The sequence below is a fragment of the Opitutus sp. ER46 genome (genome assembly GCF_003054705.1).
GTDB lineage: Bacteria > Verrucomicrobiota > Verrucomicrobiia > Opitutales > Opitutaceae > ER46.
This window is the reverse complement of the sequence record NZ_QAYX01000021.1, coordinates 310,940-334,025: the sequence shown is the minus strand read 5'-3', so window position 1 is coordinate 334,025 and position 23,086 is coordinate 310,940. Positions and strand designations below refer to the sequence as shown.

Annotated in this window: 20 protein-coding genes; 10 read left to right on the top strand and 10 right to left on the bottom strand. The window is 68.8% G+C overall.

Annotated features, from left to right (window positions below; all coding sequences use genetic code 11):
* Positions 1–130 precede the first annotated feature (130 nt).
* Together DB354_RS09770 and DB354_RS09765 are read left to right on the top strand one after the other, a co-directional pair.
* A complete protein-coding gene (locus DB354_RS09770; RefSeq protein WP_107835403.1) occupies positions 131–598 on the top strand; it encodes a TspO/MBR family protein in 468 nt (155 codons plus the stop codon).
* A gap of 283 nt (positions 599–881) precedes the next feature.
* Complete coding sequence (locus DB354_RS09765) at positions 882–1,361, top strand: hypothetical protein (protein ID WP_107835401.1); 480 nt, start codon at positions 882–884, stop codon at positions 1,359–1,361.
* A gap of 112 nt (positions 1,362–1,473) precedes the next feature.
* Here DB354_RS09765 and DB354_RS09760 read toward each other — a convergent pair whose 3' ends face one another.
* The 4 genes from DB354_RS09760 to DB354_RS09745 form a co-directional block, all read right to left on the bottom strand.
* Positions 1,474–2,085 carry an LUD domain-containing protein gene (locus tag DB354_RS09760; RefSeq protein ID WP_107835400.1) on the bottom strand — a complete coding sequence of 204 codons (612 nt, stop codon included), beginning with the start codon at positions 2,083–2,085 and terminating at the stop codon, positions 1,474–1,476.
* Between the two features lie 64 nt (positions 2,086–2,149).
* Positions 2,150–4,480, bottom strand: coding sequence for an oligopeptide transporter, OPT family (locus DB354_RS09755; protein ID WP_107835398.1), 2,331 nt, complete (start codon positions 4,478–4,480; stop codon positions 2,150–2,152).
* Between the two features lie 61 nt (positions 4,481–4,541).
* The gene (locus DB354_RS09750) at positions 4,542–5,936 is read right to left on the bottom strand and encodes a LutB/LldF family L-lactate oxidation iron-sulfur protein (protein ID WP_107835397.1); all 1,395 of its coding nucleotides are present in this window, start codon (positions 5,934–5,936) and stop codon (positions 4,542–4,544) included.
* A gap of 1 nt (position 5,937) precedes the next feature.
* On the bottom strand, positions 5,938–6,705 hold the full coding sequence (locus tag DB354_RS09745; protein WP_107835395.1) for a (Fe-S)-binding protein: 768 nt from the start codon (positions 6,703–6,705) through the stop codon (positions 5,938–5,940).
* 166 nt (positions 6,706–6,871) lie between these two features.
* On the opposite strand from DB354_RS09745, the gene DB354_RS09740 reads away from it, so the two are divergent.
* From DB354_RS09740 to DB354_RS09730, 3 genes are all read left to right on the top strand, one after another.
* A complete protein-coding gene (locus DB354_RS09740; protein ID WP_107835394.1) occupies positions 6,872–7,408 on the top strand; it encodes a hypothetical protein in 537 nt (178 codons plus the stop codon).
* Positions 7,409–7,538: 130 nt separating this feature from the next.
* Entirely contained in the window at positions 7,539–8,993 is a 1,455-nt protein-coding gene (locus tag DB354_RS09735) for a rhamnulokinase family protein (protein ID WP_107835392.1), read from the top strand.
* A 121-nt stretch (positions 8,994–9,114) separates the two neighbouring features.
* A complete protein-coding gene (locus DB354_RS09730) occupies positions 9,115–10,392 on the top strand; it encodes a class II aldolase/adducin family protein (protein WP_107835390.1) in 1,278 nt (425 codons plus the stop codon).
* Between the two features lie 18 nt (positions 10,393–10,410).
* Here DB354_RS09730 and DB354_RS09725 read toward each other — a convergent pair whose 3' ends face one another.
* The gene (locus tag DB354_RS09725) at positions 10,411–12,444 is read right to left on the bottom strand and encodes a M13 family metallopeptidase (protein ID WP_107835388.1); all 2,034 of its coding nucleotides are present in this window, start codon (positions 12,442–12,444) and stop codon (positions 10,411–10,413) included.
* Between the two features lie 189 nt (positions 12,445–12,633).
* Between DB354_RS09725 and DB354_RS09720 the strand changes: the two genes are divergently transcribed.
* The 3 genes from DB354_RS09720 (at position 12,634) to DB354_RS09710 (ending at position 16,829) form a co-directional block, all read left to right on the top strand.
* On the top strand, positions 12,634–14,310 hold the full coding sequence (locus DB354_RS09720) for a PEP-CTERM sorting domain-containing protein (RefSeq protein ID WP_107835386.1): 1,677 nt from the start codon (positions 12,634–12,636) through the stop codon (positions 14,308–14,310).
* Between the two features lie 113 nt (positions 14,311–14,423).
* Positions 14,424–15,749, top strand: coding sequence for a xylose isomerase (gene xylA / locus DB354_RS09715; protein ID WP_107835384.1), 1,326 nt, complete (start codon positions 14,424–14,426; stop codon positions 15,747–15,749).
* A 120-nt stretch (positions 15,750–15,869) separates the two neighbouring features.
* A complete protein-coding gene (locus tag DB354_RS09710; RefSeq protein WP_146180175.1) occupies positions 15,870–16,829 on the top strand; it encodes a hypothetical protein in 960 nt (319 codons plus the stop codon).
* A gap of 144 nt (positions 16,830–16,973) precedes the next feature.
* On the opposite strand, the gene DB354_RS09705 is transcribed toward DB354_RS09710, so the two are convergent.
* The 3 genes from DB354_RS09705 to DB354_RS09695 form a co-directional block, all read right to left on the bottom strand.
* Positions 16,974–17,423 (bottom strand): hypothetical protein, encoded by a 450-nt coding sequence (locus DB354_RS09705; protein ID WP_107835380.1) that lies wholly within the window; start codon positions 17,421–17,423, stop codon positions 16,974–16,976.
* A gap of 114 nt (positions 17,424–17,537) precedes the next feature.
* Complete coding sequence (locus tag DB354_RS09700; protein WP_107835378.1) at positions 17,538–18,647, bottom strand: LacI family DNA-binding transcriptional regulator; 1,110 nt, start codon at positions 18,645–18,647, stop codon at positions 17,538–17,540.
* Between the two features lie 88 nt (positions 18,648–18,735).
* Complete coding sequence (locus DB354_RS09695) at positions 18,736–20,238, bottom strand: glycosyl hydrolase family 28 protein (protein WP_199226826.1); 1,503 nt, start codon at positions 20,236–20,238, stop codon at positions 18,736–18,738.
* A gap of 113 nt (positions 20,239–20,351) precedes the next feature.
* Between DB354_RS09695 and sugE the strand changes: the two genes are divergently transcribed.
* Together sugE and DB354_RS22515 are read left to right on the top strand one after the other, a co-directional pair.
* Positions 20,352–20,669, top strand: a complete 318-nt coding sequence (gene sugE, locus DB354_RS09690) for a quaternary ammonium compound efflux SMR transporter SugE (RefSeq protein WP_107835375.1) — start codon at positions 20,352–20,354, stop codon at positions 20,667–20,669.
* 39 nt (positions 20,670–20,708) lie between these two features.
* Entirely contained in the window at positions 20,709–21,500 is a 792-nt protein-coding gene (locus DB354_RS22515) for a hypothetical protein (protein ID WP_199226825.1), read from the top strand.
* A 62-nt stretch (positions 21,501–21,562) separates the two neighbouring features.
* Here DB354_RS22515 and thpR read toward each other — a convergent pair whose 3' ends face one another.
* Together thpR and DB354_RS09675 are read right to left on the bottom strand one after the other, a co-directional pair.
* Positions 21,563–22,147: an RNA 2',3'-cyclic phosphodiesterase gene (gene thpR, locus DB354_RS09680; RefSeq protein WP_146180174.1), complete on the bottom strand. Its 585-nt coding sequence runs from the start codon at positions 22,145–22,147 to the stop codon at positions 21,563–21,565.
* Positions 22,148–22,313: 166 nt separating this feature from the next.
* Entirely contained in the window at positions 22,314–22,799 is a 486-nt protein-coding gene (locus DB354_RS09675) for a hypothetical protein (protein ID WP_107835372.1), read from the bottom strand.
* Positions 22,800–23,086 lie beyond the last annotated feature (287 nt).

Here is a 23,086-nt window from a genome sequence, read left to right as displayed (position 1 = left end):
CATTAGTGACTTCGATCACCAACACCCCGTCTTCAATCGCGGCGCCAGCCGCGATCGAAGGGTATTTCTACGCTGCGTAACTTCCATCAGTTGCCGGATTTCGAACAGCCACTACGTTGCAACGTTTCGCATGTCCTCGGAACGCTTCCCCACATTGGTGCTCTTCATCCTCGGCGCGGTTGCCGCGGGCGTGATCGGCTCCTCCGCCACGTACGCCAGCGTGGCCGAATGGTATCCCACGCTCCAGAAACCGGGGTGGACGCCGCCCAACTGGCTCTTTGGTCCGGTGTGGTCGTTCCTTTACATGGCGATGGCCGTGTCCGCCTGGCTTGCCTGGCGCAAGGCCAAGCCCCGGCAGCCCATCCTGTGGCTGTACGTCGCCCAACTCGTCCTCAACGCCGGCTGGTCCGTGCTTTTCTTCGGCCTCCGCCAGCCTGCCATCGCGCTCATCGAGGTCATCGTCTTCTGGCTGCTGCTCGTCGTCATCCTGGTCCGACACGCCCGCATCGACCGGCTCTCCGGCTGGCTCTGGGCCCCGTACGTCGTCTGGGTCGCCTACGCGACCGCCCTGAACGCCGCGATCGTCGTACTCAACTGAGCCGGGCCGGCGCGTGGCGGCGGTCACACCCCGGCCCACCGCCTTGGCCCAACCTCCCGCTCTCGCCTTCTGGCGTCGAGTCGCCGCCCGCCAGCGACCGCTCCCACCGCCATGGTCCCACGCGGGACCGCGGCTGCGGTGCTTTACTCGAGCTTAACGAATCTCCGGCAAATCATGACGAGCCCCTAACACTCGCCGCGTCTGGCTCCCTGGATCCACACCACCGTCGTGTTTCCGCGCCGCCCATGTCGGGCGACCGCGACGGTCACGCGGTTCCTTTCCCATGACCACGCCTCGTTGCATTGTCGCCGGGCTGCTGCTCAGCCTCGCTCCGTTCGCCGTCGCCGCCAGCGACGCCACCTCCGCTCCCCGCGGTCCAAAAGGTCCGCCGCCCTCCCCCCTCGTGGCCGCGCTCGACACCGACCGCGACCACGTCATCTCCGCCGCCGAACTCGCCCAGGCACCCACGGTGCTCGCCGCCCTCGACCAGGATGCAGATGGCAACGTCTCCGCAGCCGAACTCCTCCCGCCCCCGCCGGCCGACGCGCCCCCGCCGCCCGCCGACGCCAACGGTGCCCCTCCCGCTCCGCCCCGGGGTCCCGGCGGCGACCCGCTAATGCTCGCCCTGGACGCCGATAGCGACGGCGCGCTTTCCGCTGCTGAGATTGCCAACGCCGCGAGCAGCCTCGCCGCCCTCGATGCCGACAAGGACGGCCAGCTCTCCGGCGAAGAACTCCGTCCCCTCCCGCCGCCGCGTTCGTGATCAGGCCCTCGCCGCCCGGTTCTCGTTCTCGTTCTCGGCCGGCTGATGCCGGCCGAGAAAGCTGAGAGCAAGAGAATGAGTAGGAGTAAGAGAAAGACCCGTCAGAGGCGCGCTACACCACCAGCGCGACCTGCTGGCCGGGACCGTGGACGCCCTCGATGAGGATGCCCTCGACGTCCGCGGTACGCGACGGACCGGTCACCCAGATCACATTGGGATCGGTCCCGAGCGCCGCGACCGCCGTGGGCAGGTCGGGGTGGATCAGCGCACGCTCGATCACCGCCACGTGCACCCAGGGCGCGAGCGCCCCGAGGCGGCTGGAAGTCAGTGCGTCGTTCAAGACAATCGTGCCCGACTCGGCAATCGCACCCGCCGCGCGGGTGATGCCGAACGCGTAGTCGTCGACCCGTTTGCGGTCGAATGTCGTCTCCACCGTGAAGTCCGGCCCGAACGCCGGCTGCAGCTTGGGCCACAGCACCGGGTCGCAGTAGCCGTGCAGCCAGCCGCCCTTGCGCAGGTAGGCGACGAGGTCTGCCGCGTTCGTCACGGCCAGGCCGTTGACGCGCTTGATGCGCTCGGCAAAGAGCTCCGCCAGATCGCGCCCCGCGATCAGCTTTCGCATCACCGCCAGCTCGGAGTCGTAGTCGGGCAGCGGCGCGCGCTCATGCAGCGGCGCCAGGGCGCCCCGCACACGGGAGAGGATGGATTCACGATCGTCGGACATGGTGCCGGATAACGGGAGATTCGGGAAAGGGAGCAGGCCCGGGCGCCGCGCCCGAGCCTCACGTTCAAGCAGTGTTACTCTCCTTCTGGCGCGGACCCGAGAGCAGGAACTCCCGGCCGACCAGGTAGAGGAACCCGCAGAGCAGGACGAACGGGATCAGCGAGAGCACATCCGCATACGGTCCCTCGAAGAACGGATTGTTCTTCGCCGACCAGTTGGTCAGGGCGGTGTCGACGCGGTCGAGCGCGCCGGAAAGGAACGCGATCACGATGCCGGCGATGGCGCCGCCCGCGATGTAGCCGGAGGCCAGCAGCACGCCGGGGCTCTTGTCGCTCTCCTCGGCGAACTGCGCCTCGGTGAGCGTCGAATGGGAAGGCCGCTGCCGCAGCTTGCGGTCCACAAGCCAGCGGATCATGCCGCCGACAAAGATCGGCGCCGAGGAGGCGATCGGCAGGTACACGCCCACGGCGAACGCGAGCGCCGGCACGAACGACATCTGCATCGTGATCGCGATCATGAAGCCCAGGACGACGAGCGCCCACGGCAGCTTCTGGTCGAGAATACCCTTGATGATGTACGACATCAGCATGGCCTGCGGCGCCGCGAACTTGCGGACGGACGAGCCGTCGGGCCGGTCGGTGTACGTGCCGTTGATGCCCGGATCGACGAGCCACACGGCCTGGCCCTGGTCATTGACCAGATACTTGCCGGCGGGCGCGCCGTTGGTGTCGGTCTTGTGCCAGACGCGATAAGTCCCGGCGTCATCGCGGGCCTGCGGGCCGCGGAGCGTCTCGCGCAGCTCGGGGTCGAGTTGCTCCGGTGCGACGGTGAGGCCGGCGGGCGCCACCTTGGCCATCGGCACATAAACCGTGGCGGAGTCGTTGAGCTTCAGCAGCACCGGCCCGAGAAGCACGGCCGAGAAGAGCGCGCCGGCAAGGATCGCGAGCTGCTGGTACTTCGGCGTCGCGCCGAGCAGGAAGCCCGTTTTCAGGTCCTGCGAAGTCGTGCCACCGTTGGAGGAGGCGATGCAGACGATGGCGCCGACGGAGAGCGCGGTGACGTAGTAGGTGCCGCCGTTCCAGCCAACGAGGAGGAAGATCAGGCAGACGAACAGCAGCGTCGCGACCGTCATGCCGGAGATCGGGTTCGAGGAGGAACCGATTTCACCGGTGAGACGCGAGGAGACCGTCACGAAGAGGAAGCCGAAGCAGAGGATCAGGACCGCGCCGAGCAGGTTCATGTGCAGCGGGCGGGCCAGGACGATGAGCGCGAGAAGCAGCACGATGCCGGCGCCGACGAACTTGAGCGACAGGTCGCGATCGGTGCGGGGAACCCCCGAGCCGGGCTTCGCGCCCGCAGTCGCAGCACCCGCGCCGCCCTTGCCGATGCCGATGTCCTGCAGGCCCGCCTTGACGCTGTGCAGAATCGTCGGGAGCGCGCGGATGAGGCTGATGATGCCGCCGGCGGTGACGGCGCCCGCGCCGATATAGAGGATGTACGCGCGGCGGACGGCGTTGGGCGCCATCTCGCTGATCGGGATCGTGCCCGGGGCGAGCGGCTCGGAAAGGCCCTCGCCGAAGAACTTGATCAGCGGAATCAGCACCAGGTACGACAGCGCGCCACCGGCGCACATGATCGCCGCGACGCGCGGGCCGATGATGTAGCCGACGCCCACGAGCTCGGGCGAGATCTCGGCGCTGACGGAGCCGCCCTTGAATGGCGCGCCGAAGACCTTTTCAGGAATGTCCTTCCAGCCCTTGAGCGCGACGTTGAGCGTCTTGTAGAGCAGGCCCAGGCCGAAACCGGTGAAGATGACCTTGGCGCCCGGCGAGGAGCCGAGGCCCTTCGCGGCGGCCGCCCGCATCTCCGCCTGCGCGGCGGGCGCGGCGGCGGCGCGATCCTCTGGATTGGCGCCGGCCTTGAGCACCGCGGCGCACGCCGTGCCCTCGGGGTACTTCAGCGTGCCATGCTCCTTCACGATCAGCGCGCGGCGCAGCGGGATCATCATCAGGATGCCCAGCAGGCCGCCGAGCACCGCCACCAGCAGCACACGGGTGAGCTCGAGCTCGAAACCGAGGATCATGATCGCCGGCATCGTCGCGCCCACGCCGAAGGCCAGTGATTCGCCGGCCGACCCCGCGGTCTGCGTGATGTTGTTCTCCAGGATCGTGGAGTCGCGCACACCGAACTTCGACAGCCCGCGGAACAGCGCGAGCGAGATGACCGCCACGGGGATCGAGGCGCTCACCGTGAGACCGACCTTGAGGACGAGGAACAGCGACGAGGCGCCGAAGACGAGACCGAGGATCGCGCCGGTGATCACGGCGCGCGCCGTGAACTCCAGCATCTTGGACTCGGGCGCGATGAACGGCTCGTGTTGGGGGGTGTTGGACATGGGACGTTGAAAGGACCGGGAGGAGGAAAACGGGGCAGGTAGCAGCGGGTGTGCCGACGGCTCAGGCGCCGGGGCGCTGCCGCTGCTTCATCCATTTGCGGAACTGGCCGCCGCGCCACGGCGGCAGGTCGCGCTTCGCCTCCCATTTGCTGAGCGGCGGGACGGGGATGTGCCGGAGCGGCAGGAAGTCCATGATCTTGCCGCCCACGAGCGCGGCGCGCCAGGCGGCCGGCTGCGAGGCCAGGATCGACCAGCCGCCCATCGGCGGCGTGCCAACCGACGGCACGTTCTCCTCCTTGGCGCGGTTGCGCAGCCGCAGGAGCAGATCGGGGATCGGAATGTTGACCGGGCAGACCTCGTTGCACGCGCCGCAAAGGCTCGATGCCTTCGGCAGGTCGGCCTTCTGCGGAAACTTCTCGCCCATCAGCAGCGGCGAGAGCACCGCACCCACGGGGCCGGGATAAACGCTGCGATAGGCATGGCCGCTGACCTGCCGGTAGATCGGGCAGACATTGAGGCACGCGCCGCAGCGGATGCAGCGCAGGATCTCCCGGCACTCGCTCGCCAGCACCTCGGAGCGGCCGTTGTCGACGAAGATGACGTGCATCTCCTCGGGACCATCCGGCTGCTCCGGGCTCTTCGGCCCGCGGATGAACTCGGTGTAGGTCGTCAGCTCCTGCGCCGTCGCGGAACGCGCGAGCAGGTTGAGGAACACCGCCAGGTCCCGGTCGCGCGGCACGATCTTCTCGATGCCGATCACCGCGATATGGCACTTGGTTGCGGCGAGGCAGAAGCGCGAGTTGCCCTCGTTCGTCACCACCGCGATTCGGCCGCTCTCGGCCGACACGAAGTTGCCGCCGGTCATCCCGACGTCCGCGCTCAGGTACTTGTGGCGCAGAAACTGGCGCGCGCGCCGCGTGATCGTCTCCGGGTCGTCATTGTACGCGCCCAGGCCCTCGCGCTCGAAGCTGCGTGCGATCTCGGCGCGGCTCTTGTGGATGATCGGACGGACGATGTGGCTCGGATGGTCGTGGTCGATCTGGACGATGAATTCGCCGAGGTCGGTCTCCAGCGCCTCCATCCCGTGCTTTTCGAGGAACGGCGCGAGTTCGATCTCCTCGCTGACCATGGTCTTGGCCTTGACGATCTTGGTCGCGCCGCGGGCCTGCATGATATCCAGCACGGCCTTGCAGGCCGACTCGGCGTTGCCGGCCCAGTGCACGTTCACGCCATTGGCCTTCAGCTTCGCCTCCACCTGCGGGAGGTAGGTGTCGAGGTTCTCGATCGTGTGCTGCTTGATCTCGCCCGCGAGCCGGCGGAGGCGGTTGGGGTCGGCAAACTGGTCGAAGAGCAGCTTGGTCCGCTTCTCGTGCGTCGCCTTCGTCCCCTGGTACACCGCCGCGCGCTTCTCGCGCGGGATCTGGGTCGCGTACTGGTCAATCGGTTGGCAGCTCATCTCAGTCCTTTTTTCCGCCCTTCAGGGCGTCCCGGAGAACCTGGGCCACATGCAGTCCCTTGAGCGGCTTGCCCTGACGCTGGGCGAGCCCCGAGAGGTGCATCAGGCAGCTCATGTCGGGCGAAACATAGACATCGGGCTGCGCCGCGCGCACATGCTCGAGCTTCAGTTCGCCCATCGACGCGGAGATGTTGGGGAAGGCCACGGAGAACGTGCCACCGAAACCGCAGCACTGCTCCATCTCGCCAAAGTCGACAAGCTGCACGCCCTGGATCGAGCCCAGCAGCTGCAGCGCCGCCGGGATCGAGTTCGTGCCCCGCGTGTGGCAGGCGCGGTGCAGTGCAATCTTCGCGTCGTAGCGGCCAGGCCAGGTTTTCACCCCGAGCCCGTTCACGATGTAATCGCAGATTTCCCAGGTGCGGCGGCCCAGCGCGGCGACCTCGGGCAGATCGGGCTCCTTCTCGAACTCCATGATCGCGCCATGGAACATCATGGCCGCGCACGAGCCGGACGGCACCACCACCGGGTCGTCGCCGGCGAAGGTCCGCACCGCATGGCGCACGACCTTGCGGGAAGCAGCCCAATCGCCGCCGTTGAAGGCCGGCTGACCGCAGCAGGTCTGCGCTTCAGGAAAGGCAATCTCGACGCCGAGGTGTTCGAGAACCTCCACCGTGGCGGCCGCCACGTCGTCATAGAATGCGTCGCACAGGCACGTGGCCATGAGCTGGACCCGCTTGCCCGTGATAGGAGTGCGCTCGGTATGGAGCATGAGAGCGAAAGCGAAAACGCTGCCCCCGGGCGTCCCCAGTGCAATCGAAAATCCGGCCGCGCCGGCGCCGCCCCGAACGCCGCTGATTTGCCGCTCGCGCCGTCGGCCCAAACTGCGGCCCACGCCGCCTGGTGCGGTTTCCACCGCCGCGGCTACCATCAGGTTGATGGATCGTCCACCCGTGCACCGCCTTGGCTTCGGCACGGCCGCGCTGGCCGTGCTCCTGCTGGCCGCGTGCGCCCACCGGCCGCCGCGCACCTTGACGAGTTCGTTCGAGGCGCTCGACCCGCTCGCCGCACCGGCCGCGCGGCAACCCGCCGGGGGCGAGCCGGTCCTGGCGGATACGGTCGACGTCGTGACCTCGCCCCGGATCTACGGCAACGCGCGTCCCACTCTCAGCGCCGCGACGCTCGCCGCCGTCGGTGGCCAGCGCACGTTCATCGTCACCGTGACCTATGACGAGAACGGCACGGTCACCGATGTCGCGCCAAGTCTGCGCGGCCTCGTCCTGCGTCCGGAGCACGCCGACGAGGTATTGCGCGCCATCGCCGCCGCCGTGCATCGCTGGCGCATCGTGCCGGCCCGTGTGATTCATTACCGTGTGCAGGCAAATGGCGAACGCCTGTACCTCGGGGCCGACCCGCTCGGCGGCCGGATGGACTTCAAGTTCACCTTCGGCACCGACGCCGCGGGCGACCACTGAGCTGGACGGGAGCCGGACCGACGCTGCGGCGCAGCCGCGCGCCGGTGCCAAAATCTGACGGACGGGCAAAACCGATGCTCGCGCCGACTGCGCCCGCCCACCTACGCTGCGCCCTCAACTCAGTCCCTCCATGGCCAAAGCAATCTACTCCGCCGCCGTTGATCTCGGCGCGACCAGCGGTCGCGTCATCCTGGGCACCTGGGCCGGCAACCGGCTTGCGCTCACGGAAGCCCACCGCTTCCCGAACGCATTTCGTTCGCTCAATGGCCACGATTACTGGGACGTCGGCGGGCTCTGGCACGAGGTGCAGACCGGCCTGCGCAAGCTCGCCGCCCTCCTGCCCCGCGGCGCGAAGCTCGCCTCCATCGGCGTGGACTGCTGGGGCGTGGACTACGCGCTGCTCAACGACGCCGGCCGGCTGGTTTTCCCGGTGCACGCCTACCGCGACGCCCGCACCCAGCCTGGACTCAAGCGCCTCGGCAACACCCGCGCCGCCCTCGCCCGCATCTACGCCGCGACCGGCATCCCGAATGTCTTCTACAACTCCTCGCTCCAACTCGAGGAGGTCGTCGCTTCCTGCCCCGCGGTCGAGGATCTCGCGACGCGCTGCCTCTTCCTGCCGGATTACTTCAACTACCTGCTCTCCGGCCGGATGGCCAATGAGCTGACCATCGCCAGCACCACGCAGCTGCTCGACGTCAACTCGACCGACTGGTCCCGCCCGGCCCTCGATCACTTCCGCATCCCGTCGCAGTGGTTCTCGAAGCCGGTGCTCGCAGGCACGAAGCTCGGCCGGCTCAGCGCCGGCACCCGCGAGGCGCTCGCCGCGCCCGCCCTCGAGGCCGCCCAGGTCATCGCCGTCCCCGGCCACGACACCGCCTGTGCCTACGACGCCATGCCGGCCGCGCCCGACGGCTCCGACCTCTACATCAGCTCCGGCACCTGGTCGCTCGTCGGCTACGAGAGCGAAAAGCCGCTCCTCGGCGCCGAAGCGCTCGCCGCGCGCGTGGCCAACGAGCGCATTGGCGACGGTCGCTATCGTCCGCTCACCAACGTGATCGGGCTCTGGCTGCTCGAGTGCACCCTCAAGGAGTTCGCCTCCCGCCCGGCCAATGATCGCGAGTGGAGCGCCCTCATCGCCGCCGCCGAGAAACTCCCGGCGCCGGCCCAGCTCCTCGACGTCACCGATCCCGCCTTCAGCAACCCGAAGTCGATGCGCGCCGCGATCGACGCCCAGTTGCGCAAGCGCAAGGTCGCGCCGCCGAAGAACCTCGCCGGCTACACCCGCCTGATCTGCGACTCGCTCGGCCGCGGCCACGCCGACGCCATGCGCGCGTTCGAGAAGATGAGCGGCCGCACGTTCAAGCGGATCCTCATCGTGGGCGGCGGCTCCAAGAACCGCCTCCTCTGCCAGGCCACCGCCAACGCGGCCGGCCTGCCCGTCCTGTCGTTCGCCCTCGAGGGCACGGCCGTGGGCAACCTCGCCCGGCAGCTCATCGCCATTGGCGCCGTGAAGGATCTGCCGACGTTCCGCCGCCACCTGGCCGCGAACCTCAAGCAGACCGTCTTCAAGCCGCAGGCCTGATCCCTTCCTCCCGCTGTCGGCGCGCCCGCCGCGCCGGTCCATTCCTCCTTCACGCCCGCCCGGCTACGCTGCCGGCCGGGCCCTCATCGTCGTCGCCCAACCTCTCCAACCCACCACGCCCATGATCTGGCTCCATCCCCGCGAGGAACTCGTCGAAACCATGCGTCGCATCTACCGCTACAAGATGACGACCACGTCTGGCGGCAACCTGTCGATCCTCGACCCCGACGGCAGCATGTGGATCACGCCGTCGCGCGTGGACAAGGGCAGCCTGCAGCCGACCGACATCGTGCGCGTGCTGCCCGACGGCACTCGCGAGGGGCTGCACCCGCCGTCCTCCGAGTTTCCGTTCCATCGCGAGATCTACCGCCGCCGACCCGACATCAAGGCGATCGTCCACGCCCATCCCGGCGCCCTCGTCGCGTTCTCCATCTGCCGGCGCGTGCCGGAGACGCGCGTGCAGTCGCACGTGTTCTCCGTCTGTGGCCGCGTGGCCATCGCCCCCTACGCCTGCCCCGGCACCGCGGAGCTCGGCGAGAAGATTGCCGAAACGTTCGCCGGCGGCGCCGACTGCGTGCTGCTCGAGAACCACGGCGTCGTGATCGGCGGCCGCGACTTGGCCGAGGCGTTCCAGCGTTTCGAGACGCTCGAGTTCGTCGCCCAGACCCTCATCAACGCCTCCGCCCTCGGCACGGTGCAGAAGCTGTCCCCGGAGCAGCTCGGCGTCGAAACCATGCCCGATTTCACGGAGCTGCCCGACGCCGTCGTCTCCAACCGCGAGAAGGAGTTGCGCACCGCGATCTGCCGCTTCGTGCAGCGCGCCTACCAGCAGCGGCTCCTGATCAGCACCGCCGGCGCGTGTTCGGCGCGGTTGCAGGATAACGAATTCCTCATCACCCCCCGCCGCCGCGACCGGCTCGAGATGACCGCCGCCAGCATCGTTCGCGCGCGCCGCGGCGCCTGTGAACACGGCAAGCGCCCCAGCCGCGCCGCCCTCCTCCACGCGCTCATCTACGAACGCAACCCCGACGTCGGCGCCATCATCAACGCCCAGCCCGCGCACGCCTCCGCGTTCTGCATGACCGCCGCGCCGCTGAGCACGCGCACCATCCCCGAGAGCTATATCGTGCTCAACGAGGCGCCGCGCCTCCCGTTCCTCCGCATCGTCGAGGACGCCGAGCGGATCGCGCAGGAGGTTTCGCTGCGCAAGCGCCCGGTCGTGCTCATCCAGAACGAGGGCGCGCTTGTCCTCGGCCGCGACGTGCTCGACGCCTTCGACCGGCTCGAGGTGCTCGAGGCGACGACCGAAGCCTTGCTGCTCGCCCAGCCGCTCGGCCCCGTCGTGCCCATGCCCGACGAGGCCATCAGCGAACTCCGCCGCGTGTTCAACGTGGAGTGAGTCCGCCCGGCGGCGGCCTTACCAGATCACGACCTGCTCGCTCTTCGCGCGGCGCATCGGCGCGCCTTCCGGCACGTCGAACGCCTGCGCAAACTCGTCGAGATTCGCCAGCGGGCCGTTGACGCGCCACTTGCCGGGGGAGTGCGGGTCGACCCGCGCGCGGCGGATCGCCTCCGCCGGCCGCATGATGTCGCGCCACACCGTCGCATGGCTGATGAAGAACCGCTGCGCCGGCGTGAAACCGTCGATCTTCGGCTGGGGCTTGCCGGCGAGCGCCTTCTGCAGCGCCGCGTAGGCCACCTTGAGGCCACCGAGGTCCGCGATGTTCTCGCCCTGCGTGAGCTCGCCGTTCAGGTGCACGTCCGCGTGCGCCACGTATCCGGAATACTGCTTCACCAGGCCGGCTGCCCGCTGCTTGAACTGCTCCGCGCTCGCGGCCGTCCACCAGTCGTTCAGGTTGCCGTGGGCATCGTACTGCCGGCCCGAGTCGTCGAAGCCGTGGGTCATCTCGTGGCCGATCACGACGCCGATGCCGCCATAGTTCACCGCATCATCCGCCTGCGCGTCGAAGAAGGGCGGCTGCAGGATGCCCGCGGGGAAGGTGATGCCGTTCACCGCGGAGCTGTAATAGGCGTTCACCGTCGGCGCGGTCATGTGCCACTCGTCCTTGTCCACCGGCCCGCCGATCTTCGCGAGGTTGCGGCGCGTCTCAAACTCGGCCGCGCGAAGCACGTTCAGCACGTACGAGCGGCGGTCGATACCGACCGCCGAGTAGTCCAGCCAGCGGTCGGGATAGCCGATCTTCACCGTGAAGGCGTCGAGCTTGGCCACGGCCTTCGCCCGGGTCGGCGCATCCATCCACTCGAGCGTCGCCAGCCGCTCGCGCATCGCGGCGCGGACGTTGCCCACGAGCTCCAGCGCCCGGGCCTTGGCCGCCGGCGGGAAGAACGCGCCGACGTACAGCTGGCCGAGCGCATCGCCGATCGCGTCATCGGTCGCCGTGACCACACGTTTCCAGCGCGGCTCCTGGGCGGTCACGCCGGTCATGGCGGTGCCAAAGAACGCGAAGTGCGGATCGGCGAACGCGTCGCCGAGGAAGGGCGCCGTGCGGCGGAGGAGATGCCAGCGCAGGTAGGACTTCCAGTCCTCGACCGGCGCCGACTGGAGCTGGGCGGCGAAGCCTTTCAGGAAGGCCGGCTGCGCCAGGTTGAGCTCGCTGAATGCCGGGGCGTTCGTCGCGGCAAAGTACCGCTTCAGGTCAACCCCACCCGTGTAGGTCGGCAGGTCCGCGAACTTGATCTTGTGGTAGTTGGTCTGGGGATCGCGCAACTGCACGCGGGTCGAGGACGCCCGCGCCAGCTCGGTTTCGAGCTGCAGGACGCGCCCCGCCGCGGCCCGCGCGGCGTCCGGGGTATCGCCGAGCAGGACGAAGGTCGCCGCGATGTGCGCGACGTAATCCTCGCGCAGCTTCTGCGACTTGGCGTCGGGGTTGAAATAGTAGTCACGGTCGGCGTCGCGCCCCTGGTCGCTGATCGCCAGCCCGAGCCCGCCCTGCGCGATTTCCGCGAGTTCGCGCGTGCTGTCCTTGTCGTCCGGCCCGCTGCCAAAGCGGAAGCCGGCGTTGACGCCGAGCATGCGCAGATGTCCCAGCGCCTCGAGCACGTCGTCGGCCGTGCGCACGGCCGCGATCCGCGCGAGCTCCGCGTCCAGCGGCTTGGCGCCGGCGGCGTTGATCGCCGCCTCGTCCATGCCGCTCGCGTAGAAATCGCCCACCAACCGCTCGGCGCCGGTCGCCGCGCCGCCCTTGGTCGCCGCCTGCTCGCAGAGGCCGTGCAGCTTGGCCCAGTTCTCCTCCTGCAGCCGGTTGAAGCTCGCGTAGCGCGCGAGGTGCGGCGGGATCACGACGTGCTTCAGCCACGTACCGTTCACGTAGCTGAAAAAATCGTCCTGCGGGCGAACCGAAGGATCGAAATACTGGGGTTCGACGCCGGCCCCAAGCGGAGCCGCCGCCACGAGCACGGCCGCTGCCGCGGCCAGAAGGGTTTTGCGCATGGCCGCCACCGTCGGCACGCACCCCGCCGGGCGCAAGCCCTGCCGCCGTTCCCGTCCCGAAGCCACCCGTTTTCACCGCATCCAGGTATCGGAAATTGCCCCATGCGCCCACCGGGAATCCCGCCGCGAATTTGCATCGCCGTCACTCGCCTCAAGCGGCACCTATGACCGCCTACCACGCTTCCCACGATGACCGGATCGCAAACCCGCTGGCTGCGCCATGCCCGTTGGGCCCTGCTCCTTTGGTGCAGTGCCTTGGCATTGCCCGCGTCGCCCGTCTGGGACTGGGGCGGCAACGACGACGAGGACGATTTCGATCAACACACCCGCTGGGGCGGATCCGGCGTGCCTTCGCTACTCGACCACGTCCGGATCTCGCACGGCACCGTGCGGGTGCTCCGCGCCTGGGATATCGGGACGTTGGAACTTGCCGGCGGGAAACTGCGCGGCGGCAGCAACACCGTCTCGCTGCACAGCACGACCGCGAGCTCGGTCTGGAGCGCGGGCACGCTCCGGTTCTCGAGCGGCGGGGGCGTCACGGTGCAACCGGGCGCCTTCCTAACCATCAGCGGTGCCACCGACCATGTGCTCGACGGCGCCACGCTGACCAACTACGGCGCGGTGTACTGGAGTGCGACCGGCCATCTCGTCGGCGGCTCCGACGACGGCGTCTTCGTGAACCAGGTCGGGGCCACGTTCACCAAGGCGAGCGCCGGCGACACCCAGGTCAGCGGCGTGGCATTTCACAATGCGGGCAGCGTCATCGTCGACCAGGGCCGGCTGAAGCTCGCGTCCGGCGGCAGCCTGGGCGACCACGCCGCGTTTGTCGGCGCCGGCACCACCGTGCTCACCGGCGGCGCGTTTACGGCGTACGGTACGGTCCTCGCCGAGAACCTCGTGCTCGATGGCGCCACGCTCCAGGGCACCCTGACGCTGTCCGGCATGATGGACTTCGTCAGCGGCACGCTCGGTGCCGGCGGCACCACCACGGTGGCGGGCGGCAGTGTCCTCACGCTCAGCGGCGACGGCGACCACGGGCTCGATCAGCACACGTTGACGAATGACGGCGTGGTGAATTGGACCGGCGGCACGCTCAGCGGCGACCACGGTGCGACCCTCGTCAACGAGGGCATCTTCCACGACGGCGCGTCCTCGAGTGTGAACGCCGGGGCGAACGCCAACAGCTTCCTCTTCATCAACCGCGGCTCCTACGGCAAGGACGGCGCCGGCACCTCGACCATGAACGCCGCCTTCGTCAACGACGGCGTGGTGTCCGTCCTCGCGGGCCGCATGGTGTTCAACGGTGCGTTCACGAACCGCGGCTCGATCGTGCTCGCCGGCGGCGCGGTCGCGCAGTTCGGCGGCCCGCTCACCTTCGGCACGGACACGTACCTCGTCGGCCGGGGCACGATCGAGGCCAGCCGCGTGATCGCCGGCGGCTGGGTCGCACCGGGCAACTCCGCGGGCACGCTGACCATCACCGGCGACTTCGACCTGCTCTCGACCTCGGTGCTGCTCATCGAGCTGGGCGGTACGACGCCGGGCACCGGCTATGACTTTCTCGACGTAAGCGGCCAGGCGAGCCTCGACGGCACCCTGGCGGTCCTGTTCGTCGGCGGCTACGGCAGCCTGGTGCAGTCGGCCGACACCTTCACGTTCCTGCGGGCCGCCGGAGTGAGCGGGACCTTTGCGAACCTGAGCGGCGGCCGGGTGTTCACGCTCGACGGGTCCGGCTCGTTTGCGGTGACGATCGGCGCCACGAGCGTGAGCCTGTCGGACTTCCAGGCCGTGCCGGAGCCGGCAACCTACATGCTCCTCGCCGGCGGCGGGGCGCTCCTTTTCGGGCTGCGGCGGCGCCGCCGCTAGGGCGCCGCGAGCCGGTCCGGCGGGGCGGCCGGAGCGGGGCCGAAGTCAACAGAGAGACTAATTTCACGCTCGTTCCAAAGCGGGGCCGACATAGGCTGCGGGTCTCTTTGCTCATGAAAAAATCCCCCGCCCATTTCCCGGGCATTGGCACCATCGCCTACGAAGGCCCGACCACGGAAAACCCGCTGGCTTTCCGCCACTACAACCCCGATGAGCTCTTCGACGGCAAGCCGCTGTCGGAGCACATGCGCTTCTCGATCGCCTACTGGCACGCGTTCCGCGGCGTCGGCTCCGATCCGTTCGGCCCGGGCACGATCGTGCGCCCGTGGGAGAGCGGCAAGAATGCGATCTCCGTGGCGAAGACCCGCATGGAGGCCGCCTTCGAGTTCTTCCAGAAGATCCGCGCCCCGTTCTGGTGCTTCCACGACCGCGACATCGCGCCCGAGGGCGCCTCGCTCGCCGAGTCGAACAAGAACCTCGACCAGTTGGTCGCGCACGCCCGCGAGCTGCAGAAGGCCACCGGCGTGAAGCTCCTCTGGGGTACCGCCAACCTCTTCGGCAACCCGCGCTACATGTGCGGCGCCGCCACCAACCCCGACGCCCATGTGTTCGCCTACGCCGCCGCGCAGGTGAAGAAAGCACTCGAGGTCACCAAGGAACTCGGCGGTGAAAACTACGTCTTCTGGGGCGGCCGCGAGGGCTATGAGACCCTCCTCAACACCAATCTGAAGCGCGAGCAGGACCACCTCGCCCGCTTCATGCACATGGCGGTGGATTACGCCAAGCTCATCGGCTTCAAGGGCCAGTTCCTCATCGAGCCCAAGCCGAAGGAGCCGACCAAGCATCAGTACGATTTCGACGTCGCCAGCGGCATCGCCTTCCTGCGCACGTACGGCCTCGATCGCGCCTTCAAGTTCAACATCGAGACCAACCACGCCACCCTCGCCGGCCACACCTTCTCGCACGAGATCGAGGTCGCGGCCGCCGCGGGCATGCTCGGCTCGATCGATGCCAACGCCGGCGACACGCTCCTCGGCTGGGACACCGACCAGTTCAACACCGACGCGCGCGAGCTCACCCTCGCCATGGTGTCGATCCTGCGTGCCGGCGGCCTTGGCTCCGGCGGCTTCAACTTCGACGCCAAGCTGCGCCGGCCGTCGGTCGACCTCGACGACCTGTTCCACGCGCACATCGGCGGGTTCGACACCTACGCCCTGGCGTTCAAGGTCGCCCGCAAGATCCTCGCCGAGGGCAAACTCGAGAAGTTCGTCGCCGACCGCTATGCCAGCTACGACTCCGGCTTCGGCCGCGAGATCGAGACCGGCCGCACCAACTTCCGCCAGCTCGAGAAGCTGGTCCTGACGAAGCTGGGCGAGCCCAAGCTCCGCAGCGGCAAGCAGGAGTACCTCGAAAACCTGGTGAACCGGTACCTGACCTGAGCCAGCGCCACGCCAGCCATTCGCCTTAGTCGCAGCCGGCGGACCCCAAGTCCGCCGGCTTCTTTGTGCTTAGGCGTTGCCGTGGGCACCGCCTTGGGATCGTGTGGTCTAGCCCTCAGCATGCCCCGTACAGTCCAGACCTTGATTGTCCTGCTCGCGTTGACCGTCATTGGCACCACCGCCCGGGCGGGTACTGACCCCACCCCGGTCGCCCCCGCGCCGGAAAAGCCTGGCGCATCATCGCCGATGTACGTCCTGAAGGAACGCGTCCTCCAGATGACGGAGTTCCTGGATACCGTGCTGCCCGGCACCCTCGGCGCCGACAACGTCACCCTGCACGTCAACCCGCGCTTCACCGACCTGCGCGACCGCGAGTTCTTCCGCCTGCCCGTCGAGGTACGGTACGGCGCCACGGACCGGCTCGAACTCATCGGCGGCGTCTCCCCCTTCACCCCGAATCCCATCAACAGCGGCCGCGACCATCGCTGGGGCCCGGGCGAGGCGAAAATTGGCGCGCGCTACGACATCGGCAGCCGGCTCTGGTTCTACGACAAGGCCACCGTCGGCCTCGAGACCCGCGTCCCGCTCGGCAAGCCTCCCGTCCAGCTCAACGACCACTACACGCACGTGCGGCCCTTTCTCGCGACCTCCCGCACTCTGCGCCGCTGGCCCCAGACCACGTTCTACACGAACTTCTCCTACGATCGCAGCGTGAAGCTCACCGAGCGCGGCCCGCCGCCGCCGGATGTTGAACGGCGCCACGTCGGCGAAGTCGCGCCCGGCCTGCTCTACAAGCCCGGCGAGCTCGGCTACTTTGCCGAATACCGATTCCGGCATTTCCAGACGCCGCTCGAAAACCACCTGGGCCACGAGACGCAGATCGGCACCATCTGGGACATTCCGCTTTGGCGCAGCGCCCAATGGAAGCTGCCCGGCAAATGGCAGGTCTCCATCGGCTATCGCTACACGACCGAGGAGGGCCACGGCGACAGCCACGGCGTCACCACGCGGGTGAGCTGGCGCACCACCCTCCGCGAAGTGCTCGAACACGTCACGCCGAAGCCCGCCGCCAGCCGCTGATCGGCGGCGGCCGCCCGCCGCCGTCGTCCAAGTCGGAAAGTACCAGGTTGGAAGGTTCCAGGTTCCGTCGGCCCGCTCCGCTCCCGGGGACGCGATCGCGCCATTCGCTGGTCACCGCCGGACCTGACCCTCTTTCACTTAACCTCACTTCTCCGGCTTGGCGTTAGCCAAGCCGGAGGAACCGAACAGCTTTTGAATGACGGCGTGCGCGATGACACTCGGCGGCGCCGTGCGGGCCGACGGTTGGTAGAACCGCACCTCCGCCAGCTTCTTCTTGGTGTGCGCGGTGTGGAGCTCGGCGTTGAGCTCGATGATGTACGCGTTGAAATCCCACGTCCACCGGGCGCTGTAGCTCAGCACCGCCTCGGCGTCCTCCGGCATCATCGTCAAAGGACCGGAACTCGCCGTGCGGCCCGTCTGCCGAATCTCCGCCGCGAGGAACTCGTCGACGTGGTTGTTCTCGTTGAACGGCTGCACCACGAAGACCCGCTGGTAGCGGGTGAGGTCCACCGTCGGGTGTTTTCGCATCGTCACCGTCGTGCATCCGGCACACAGCCCAACCGCCGCCGCAAGGAGTACGAAGAGCACCTTCATGGTTTGTGTATCTGGGCCGACGACCTCCGCAGCGCAAGCCACACGCGGCGCCATGACGAAGAACGGGGACGCCGATCTACCGCCCCACCCAAACGAGCCGGTCGGCTTCAGTCTTCAGCTTTCAGCCTTGCACCCTTCAGCCTTGCGCCCTCGCCGCCGGCGAGGCGCTGGCGCCGGGGCAGCCTCAGGCGCCGGTGCCGCCAGCCGGATCGTCGGCCCTTCCACCCAGCGCGCCGGAATCGTCGTGGTGGTCGGCCACTGCGGAATACCCGTTTCGTTGCGCTGCAGCTGCGCGATCAGCAACTCCACCGCGCGCGCGCCCAGCTCCTGGGCCTGCTGGTCCAACCCCGCGGTCGGCCGCGTGCGGTAAAGCACGTTGAGCGCCGCAAAGCCGTGCGTCTCCGGCAGGCGCGCCCCCGCCGCCTCCATCCAGTCGATCGCGTCCGTAAAATGCCCCAGCACCACGTCCGGCTTGTAGCGCTTGAACCAGGCCGTGAACTCGTCCTGCCGGCGCTGATCCGTGATCAAGGGCGGCACAAACTCGATCGGCGTGCCGGGCGCCTCCTGGTACGAACGAAACGCCGCGCTGAACCGCCGCTGCATGCGGTCGTCGCGATCCCGCTCCACGTATAACCCGGGTCGCCGGTACCCGCGCTTCACCAGGATCGCCAGCAGCGCCAGGACCGACCGGTAGTGGTTGCAGCACACGCAGTGCACCGGGGGACGATCGATCACGTAGTCCGTATAGATTGCCGCGTAGCGCGACCAGTCGAGCTGCGTCCAGTCCGGTGGATACCACGACGGCAGGAGCAGCACGCCGTTGATACCGCGTGACTGCAGGATGCCGTCGAGGCGCTGCACCGTCATGCCATCCACGCCGACGATGAATTCCTCCAGCTTGAACCCGAGCTCGAGGGCGCGGTTCCGCCCGCCTTGCAGGAGCTCCCGGTGAAACGGCCCATGCGGCGCCCGCCCCGGTTCATAGAGGTCCAATGCGGCCAGCACGCCACGAAACGTCCCGCCCCGCGAACGCCGCAACTCCGACATCACCGCCGCCGCCAGCGGATTCCGCCGGTAACCGGCCTCGTCCGCCGCCTGTCGCACGCGCTCGGCCGTCTCGGGATCGACGCGTCCCTTGCCCCGCAACGCATCCGAGACCGTCGTGTGCGACAATCCCAGGGCGCGGGCCAGTGAACGGACGGTTGGGGCGGGGGATGACTTCATGCCAGACTGTCTGGCAATCACGATGCGAAGCGCTGGCAAGCCGAATCTCGGCGGTTATCACGCATGCCCCTGCCCAAACGCGCGCCCCTCATCGTGCGGGCGGCGGCGGAACCGGCGCCGTTTCGGTCCCCGCCTTCGTCACCTCGGGCGCCGTCACGGCCTGGACTGCCTTGAGGGCCACCGGGGCGCCGTCGGGCGTGACGACCCGCACGCGCCGCACGGTCCAGTCGCGGGCGTGGGCGATCGTCCCCGCCTTCTGGCCCGCGGCCTCGATGTCCTCGAGACGGATGTCGTGCAGCGGTCGCTCCGCCATGCCCGACGCCGTGAAGACTTGTCGCGCTCCGGTGATTTTCAGCCGCGCGATCGTGATATCGCCGAAGTCCGCGATCCCGCGCTCCGGCGGCACCCGTTCCGCCATCACCTGCCAGTAGGCCGGCATCCTGCCCTTGAGGGCCGGGGGCAGGTTCGATGTGTCCGTGGGCAGCGTCACGTAACTGTACCCGGGATTCCAATTCAGCGTGAACGTCACCGGCCGCACCACGCGCTCGAGGGTCGTGTCCAGGATCAGCACATCCCGGACATAGCCGCCGCGCGTGCGGGCCGATTTGAAGCGCAGGCCTTCGTTCGTGCCGATGCCACGGTTGCGGTACGCCACCACATGCCGGATGCCGCCCGCGGTCTCGCTGCCAAACCCGATCACGCCGTCGCCACGGCGCGCGATGTTGTCGCGGATCACGACGTATTCGGTCGGGCGATTCACGCGCAGCCCGTCGGCATCGCGCCCGGCCTTGAGGCAGATGTCGTCGTCGTTGTTGTCGATGTCGCAGCGCTGGATCAGCACGTGGCTCGAGGAATCGACGTCTACGCCGTCCGTGCTCGGCCCGGCGTTGTCGCGGATGTGAATGCCGTCGACCGTCACCCGCTCACAGTAGGTGAGCTGCACGGTCCAGAATCCCGAGCGCCGCAGCGTCAGCCCCTCGAGCGTCACGTCGCACGCGCGCCACGCGACGAACAGCCGCACCCGTTCCGCGTCGTAGTCGGCCGCCCAGCGCAGCCCGCGCGGGTCGTACTCGTCCTTGCGCAGCGTCCAGTACTTGCGCCAGCACCACTCGCCGTTCCCGTCGATGGTCCCCGCGCCCGAGATCTTCACGTTCTCCTGTTCGTACACGTTGATCAGTGCCGCGGGCCACTCCATCTCGATGCCCGCTACGCGGGTGGGCCGCCGGGGATAGGCGGCCTCGTCCGCCACGCCCTGCAGCGTCACGCCGGCATCGATCCGCAGGTGCACGCCGCTCTTCACGAACAGGGCGCCACTCACGTACGTGCCGGGCGCGAACGTCACCCTTCCCCCACCCGCCGCGTGCGCGGCGTCGATCGCCGCCTGGATGCCCGCGGTCGCGACGGTAACCCCATCGGGCTTCGCGCCAAACTCGACCACGCGAAACACCCGTTCCGCCGCGGGGCTGCGCTGCGCGCCCACCGTGTCCACCCACGCCGGCAGCTCCAGGCCCGGCGCCGCCGCCCGGCCGACCACGCCGGCCGCCAGCCCCATCACCAGCCACGCCAGCCACCCGGGGAATCTCGCTTTCATGTGGCGAGAGCATGCGCGCTTTTCGCCCGGTCAACCGTGAACCCCGAGGACGGTCCGACTGCCCCGCCGCGCCGCGGGGTTGCGCGCGCCCAAGGGCTCGGTGAACGTGCCGGATGCATTGGACGCTCCTACTCTGCGCCTCCGCCCTCGAGATCGTGTGGGCGGTCGGCCTCAAGTTCACCCACGGCTTCACCCGGCTCTGGCCCAGCGTCATCGTCGTCATCGCCACGATTGGCAGCGTGGGCCTCCTTTCCCTCGCCGCGCGCGGCCTGCCGATCGGCACCGCGTACGCGATCTGGACCGGCATCGGCGCCGCTGGCACCGCCACCGCCGGCATGCTGATCTTCGGCGAAAGCGCGTCGACCGCCCGCATCGTCTGCCTCGTGCTCATCGTCAGCGGCGTCGTCGGGCTCCGGCTCTTCGAGCGATAACTGTAACTCCGGACCACGGACTGCGTCGGCCCCGGACCGATGTCGTCCAAGCCCTCGCCCCGTCTGCGCGCCGGTCTCTCCGCCGCGCTCGCGTTTCTCTCGGTCTTCGCGCTGGCAGGTTGCGCGCACCGCGGTCCCGGCCCGGAAGGCGGCCCGCCCGGTGGCCGCAAGGGCAAGCCCCCGGTCACGATCCCCGAAATGGAGGCCCACGGGACGTTCTACGGCGGGCAACTCGTCGTCGACGTGCTCCTCAACAGCGCCGGCTTCGGCCCCGAAGCGGGCAAAGGCGGCCCGGGCGGCGGCGGTCGCAGCGGCCGCGGTGGGGGCGGTGGCGGCGCCGGCTTCAGCGGCGGCTTTGGCGGTGGCGGCATGGGAATGGGCATGGGCGGCGGAGGCGGGATGGGCGGCCCTCCGGGTGGAGGCGGCGGCATGGGCGGGCCCCCTGGCGGCGGCATGGGTGGACCTCCCGGCGGCATGGGCGGCGAGGAAATGGCCTCGGGCATCCCGACGGCACGGCTGACCGCCGGCAGCCAGCCCCCGGTACGACTGCATCTCCGGCTCAGCAACACCACCGGTGCCGACGTCCAGGTCGAGGTGGCGGAGTTCACGTCGGTGCTCGGCAATTTTGCCGTGCAGCCAAAGGTGATTCCCGTCCCGGCCAACGGCGCGGCCGCGGCCTTTCCCATGACATCGCAGCTCGGCATCGAGTCCGCCGACACCCCGCTCACCGTGACCCTCAAGTTCAACGGCGCACGCGAAACGCAGGTGCTCCGCCTGAAGGTCAAGCCCGGCGTCGCCAACGCGCCCGCCGCTCCGCCTCCTCCGCGCTAAGTCTGAGATTCACCCGCGCCGTCGCCCGCCGTTGTCGCGCTTCGCTTCCGTTCTTGCGGACGTCATCCCGTCGCGAGCGGGAAACGCCGCTTGAGCGTGTGCACCGCCCCGCTCGGCCGCAGCTCGCTCGCGTAGAGATCGAAGCTTTCGACGCGAAAGGACGGTCCGACGAATTCCCGGTGCGCGTGCATCCAGTGCGCGAGCGCGGGGCCGACACTTTCCGTGCAGCGCGCCAGCGTCACGTGCGGGTGAAACGTGCGCACATCGAGATCGATGCCCGCCCCGAGCACGGCATCGTCGATCCGCTGCCGGAGCTGGAACAGCCGGGGATGTCCCGCCCCCACGCCCAGCCAGAGCACGCGCGGCGGCCGGTTCGGCGGGAAGGTGCCGAGTCCTTCCATGGGCAACACGAAAGGTGCGACCTGCACCTGCGCGAGCCGGTCCGCCATCGCCGCCGCCTCCTCGGCCCTGACGTCGCCGAGGAAGCGCAGCGTCACATGCATCTGCTCGGGCCGCGTCCACGTAAGCCCATGGATCGGCTCGACCAGCGGGAGCAACGCCGTCCGCACCGCCTCCGGCAGCGAGAGCGCAATGAACAGCCGTTCCGTCGTGTTGGTCGCGGCGGCAGGCGCATCTGGGGCGGTCATGGCGCATTCATGGCCCGCCTCCGGCAGATTCTCAATCACCGGTGCCCCCCTGCCGACGGGACGTCGGGCCGAAGTTCAAAATGCAACAGGCGGCGGGACCTAACCCGCCGCCTGTGCTAGATGAATTGGCTTATCGCTTACCGCTTCTCGCTTAGTGCCGTCCAGTTCACCAGCGATGACCGCCGTGATGGCCATGACCACCATACCGCGGGCCCGAGTAATAGCGGAAATGGTAGCTGACCGGAGGAGGCGGCGGGCAGTACCGCGGGCCGGGGCCCACATACACCACCGTCGGAGGCGGCGGCGCATACACCACGGTCGGGGCCGGCTGCGCATAGACGACCTGCGGCGCGGGCTGCGTGTAGATCACCGTGGGCGGAGGCGCCGTCACGACCGGAGCAGGCTGCGCATAGACCGTCGTGTCCTGGTAGGCATAGGCGGGACGGCTCGGGGTCGAAACCGCGGCGCCAATAATCGCGCCAGCCACACCGCCAATCACTGCGCCCTCGGCCCAGCGATCGTTGTTGTGCCCACCGATCAGACCGCCGGCGATGGCGCCGACAACCGCGCCCGGCCCCACCGCGGACTGCGCCTGCACCGTGGTTGCACCGGCCGCGAGCGCGAGGGAGAGAGTGACGAGAAGAGTTTTCATTGCGCACCTGAGACGAACCCGCCGCGGCCCATATTCACCGCCGGCGATTACGGCGTCACTGCATATTGGTTTCCAACAACTTACAACGTACGAATCTGCCACTCGTGACGCTAATCTTTCCGTCCGCCGCACCGAACCCGTCGTGGGCCGCTCCGCCGGGACCGATCGATGCCAGCACGTGACTTACGCACCCGGCGCGCGGGGGTGGGTCGGACCGGCAGTTGTCCTCATTCCGCTTTCAGTCCTTCAGCTTTCAGCCTTGCGCCCTCGCCTCCGCGAGGCACCCG

What these genes read in the sequence shown, in the direction of transcription:
- DB354_RS09745 (WP_107835395.1), bottom strand. Translation starts at nt 6,705, where the DNA reads ATGCTCCATACCGAGCGCACTCCTATCACGGGCAAGCGGGTCCAGCTC.
- DB354_RS09755 (WP_107835398.1), bottom strand. Translation starts at nt 4,480, where the DNA reads ATGTCCAACACCCCCCAACACGAGCCGTTCATCGCGCCCGAGTCCAAG.
- DB354_RS09730 (WP_107835390.1), top strand. Translation starts at nt 9,115, where the DNA reads ATGATCTGGCTCCATCCCCGCGAGGAACTCGTCGAAACCATGCGTCGC.
- DB354_RS09700 (WP_107835378.1), bottom strand. Translation starts at nt 18,647, where the DNA reads ATGAAGTCATCCCCCGCCCCAACCGTCCGTTCACTGGCCCGCGCCCTG.
- DB354_RS09675 (WP_107835372.1), bottom strand. Translation starts at nt 22,799, where the DNA reads ATGAAAACTCTTCTCGTCACTCTCTCCCTCGCGCTCGCGGCCGGTGCA.
- thpR (WP_146180174.1), bottom strand. Translation starts at nt 22,147, where the DNA reads ATGACCGCCCCAGATGCGCCTGCCGCCGCGACCAACACGACGGAACGG.
- DB354_RS09725 (WP_107835388.1), bottom strand. Translation starts at nt 12,444, where the DNA reads ATGCGCAAAACCCTTCTGGCCGCGGCAGCGGCCGTGCTCGTGGCGGCG.
- DB354_RS09740 (WP_107835394.1), top strand. Translation starts at nt 6,872, where the DNA reads ATGGATCGTCCACCCGTGCACCGCCTTGGCTTCGGCACGGCCGCGCTG.
- DB354_RS09735 (WP_107835392.1), top strand. Translation starts at nt 7,539, where the DNA reads ATGGCCAAAGCAATCTACTCCGCCGCCGTTGATCTCGGCGCGACCAGC.
- xylA (WP_107835384.1), top strand. Translation starts at nt 14,424, where the DNA reads ATGAAAAAATCCCCCGCCCATTTCCCGGGCATTGGCACCATCGCCTAC.
- DB354_RS22515 (WP_199226825.1), top strand. Translation starts at nt 20,709, where the DNA reads ATGTCGTCCAAGCCCTCGCCCCGTCTGCGCGCCGGTCTCTCCGCCGCG.
- sugE (WP_107835375.1), top strand. Translation starts at nt 20,352, where the DNA reads ATGCATTGGACGCTCCTACTCTGCGCCTCCGCCCTCGAGATCGTGTGG.
- DB354_RS09695 (WP_199226826.1), bottom strand. Translation starts at nt 20,238, where the DNA reads ATGAAAGCGAGATTCCCCGGGTGGCTGGCGTGGCTGGTGATGGGGCTG.
- DB354_RS09750 (WP_107835397.1), bottom strand. Translation starts at nt 5,936, where the DNA reads ATGAGCTGCCAACCGATTGACCAGTACGCGACCCAGATCCCGCGCGAG.
- DB354_RS09710 (WP_146180175.1), top strand. Translation starts at nt 15,870, where the DNA reads ATGCCCCGTACAGTCCAGACCTTGATTGTCCTGCTCGCGTTGACCGTC.
- DB354_RS09705 (WP_107835380.1), bottom strand. Translation starts at nt 17,423, where the DNA reads ATGAAGGTGCTCTTCGTACTCCTTGCGGCGGCGGTTGGGCTGTGTGCC.
- DB354_RS09770 (WP_107835403.1), top strand. Translation starts at nt 131, where the DNA reads ATGTCCTCGGAACGCTTCCCCACATTGGTGCTCTTCATCCTCGGCGCG.
- DB354_RS09765 (WP_107835401.1), top strand. Translation starts at nt 882, where the DNA reads ATGACCACGCCTCGTTGCATTGTCGCCGGGCTGCTGCTCAGCCTCGCT.
- DB354_RS09760 (WP_107835400.1), bottom strand. Translation starts at nt 2,085, where the DNA reads ATGTCCGACGATCGTGAATCCATCCTCTCCCGTGTGCGGGGCGCCCTG.
- DB354_RS09720 (WP_107835386.1), top strand. Translation starts at nt 12,634, where the DNA reads ATGACCGGATCGCAAACCCGCTGGCTGCGCCATGCCCGTTGGGCCCTG.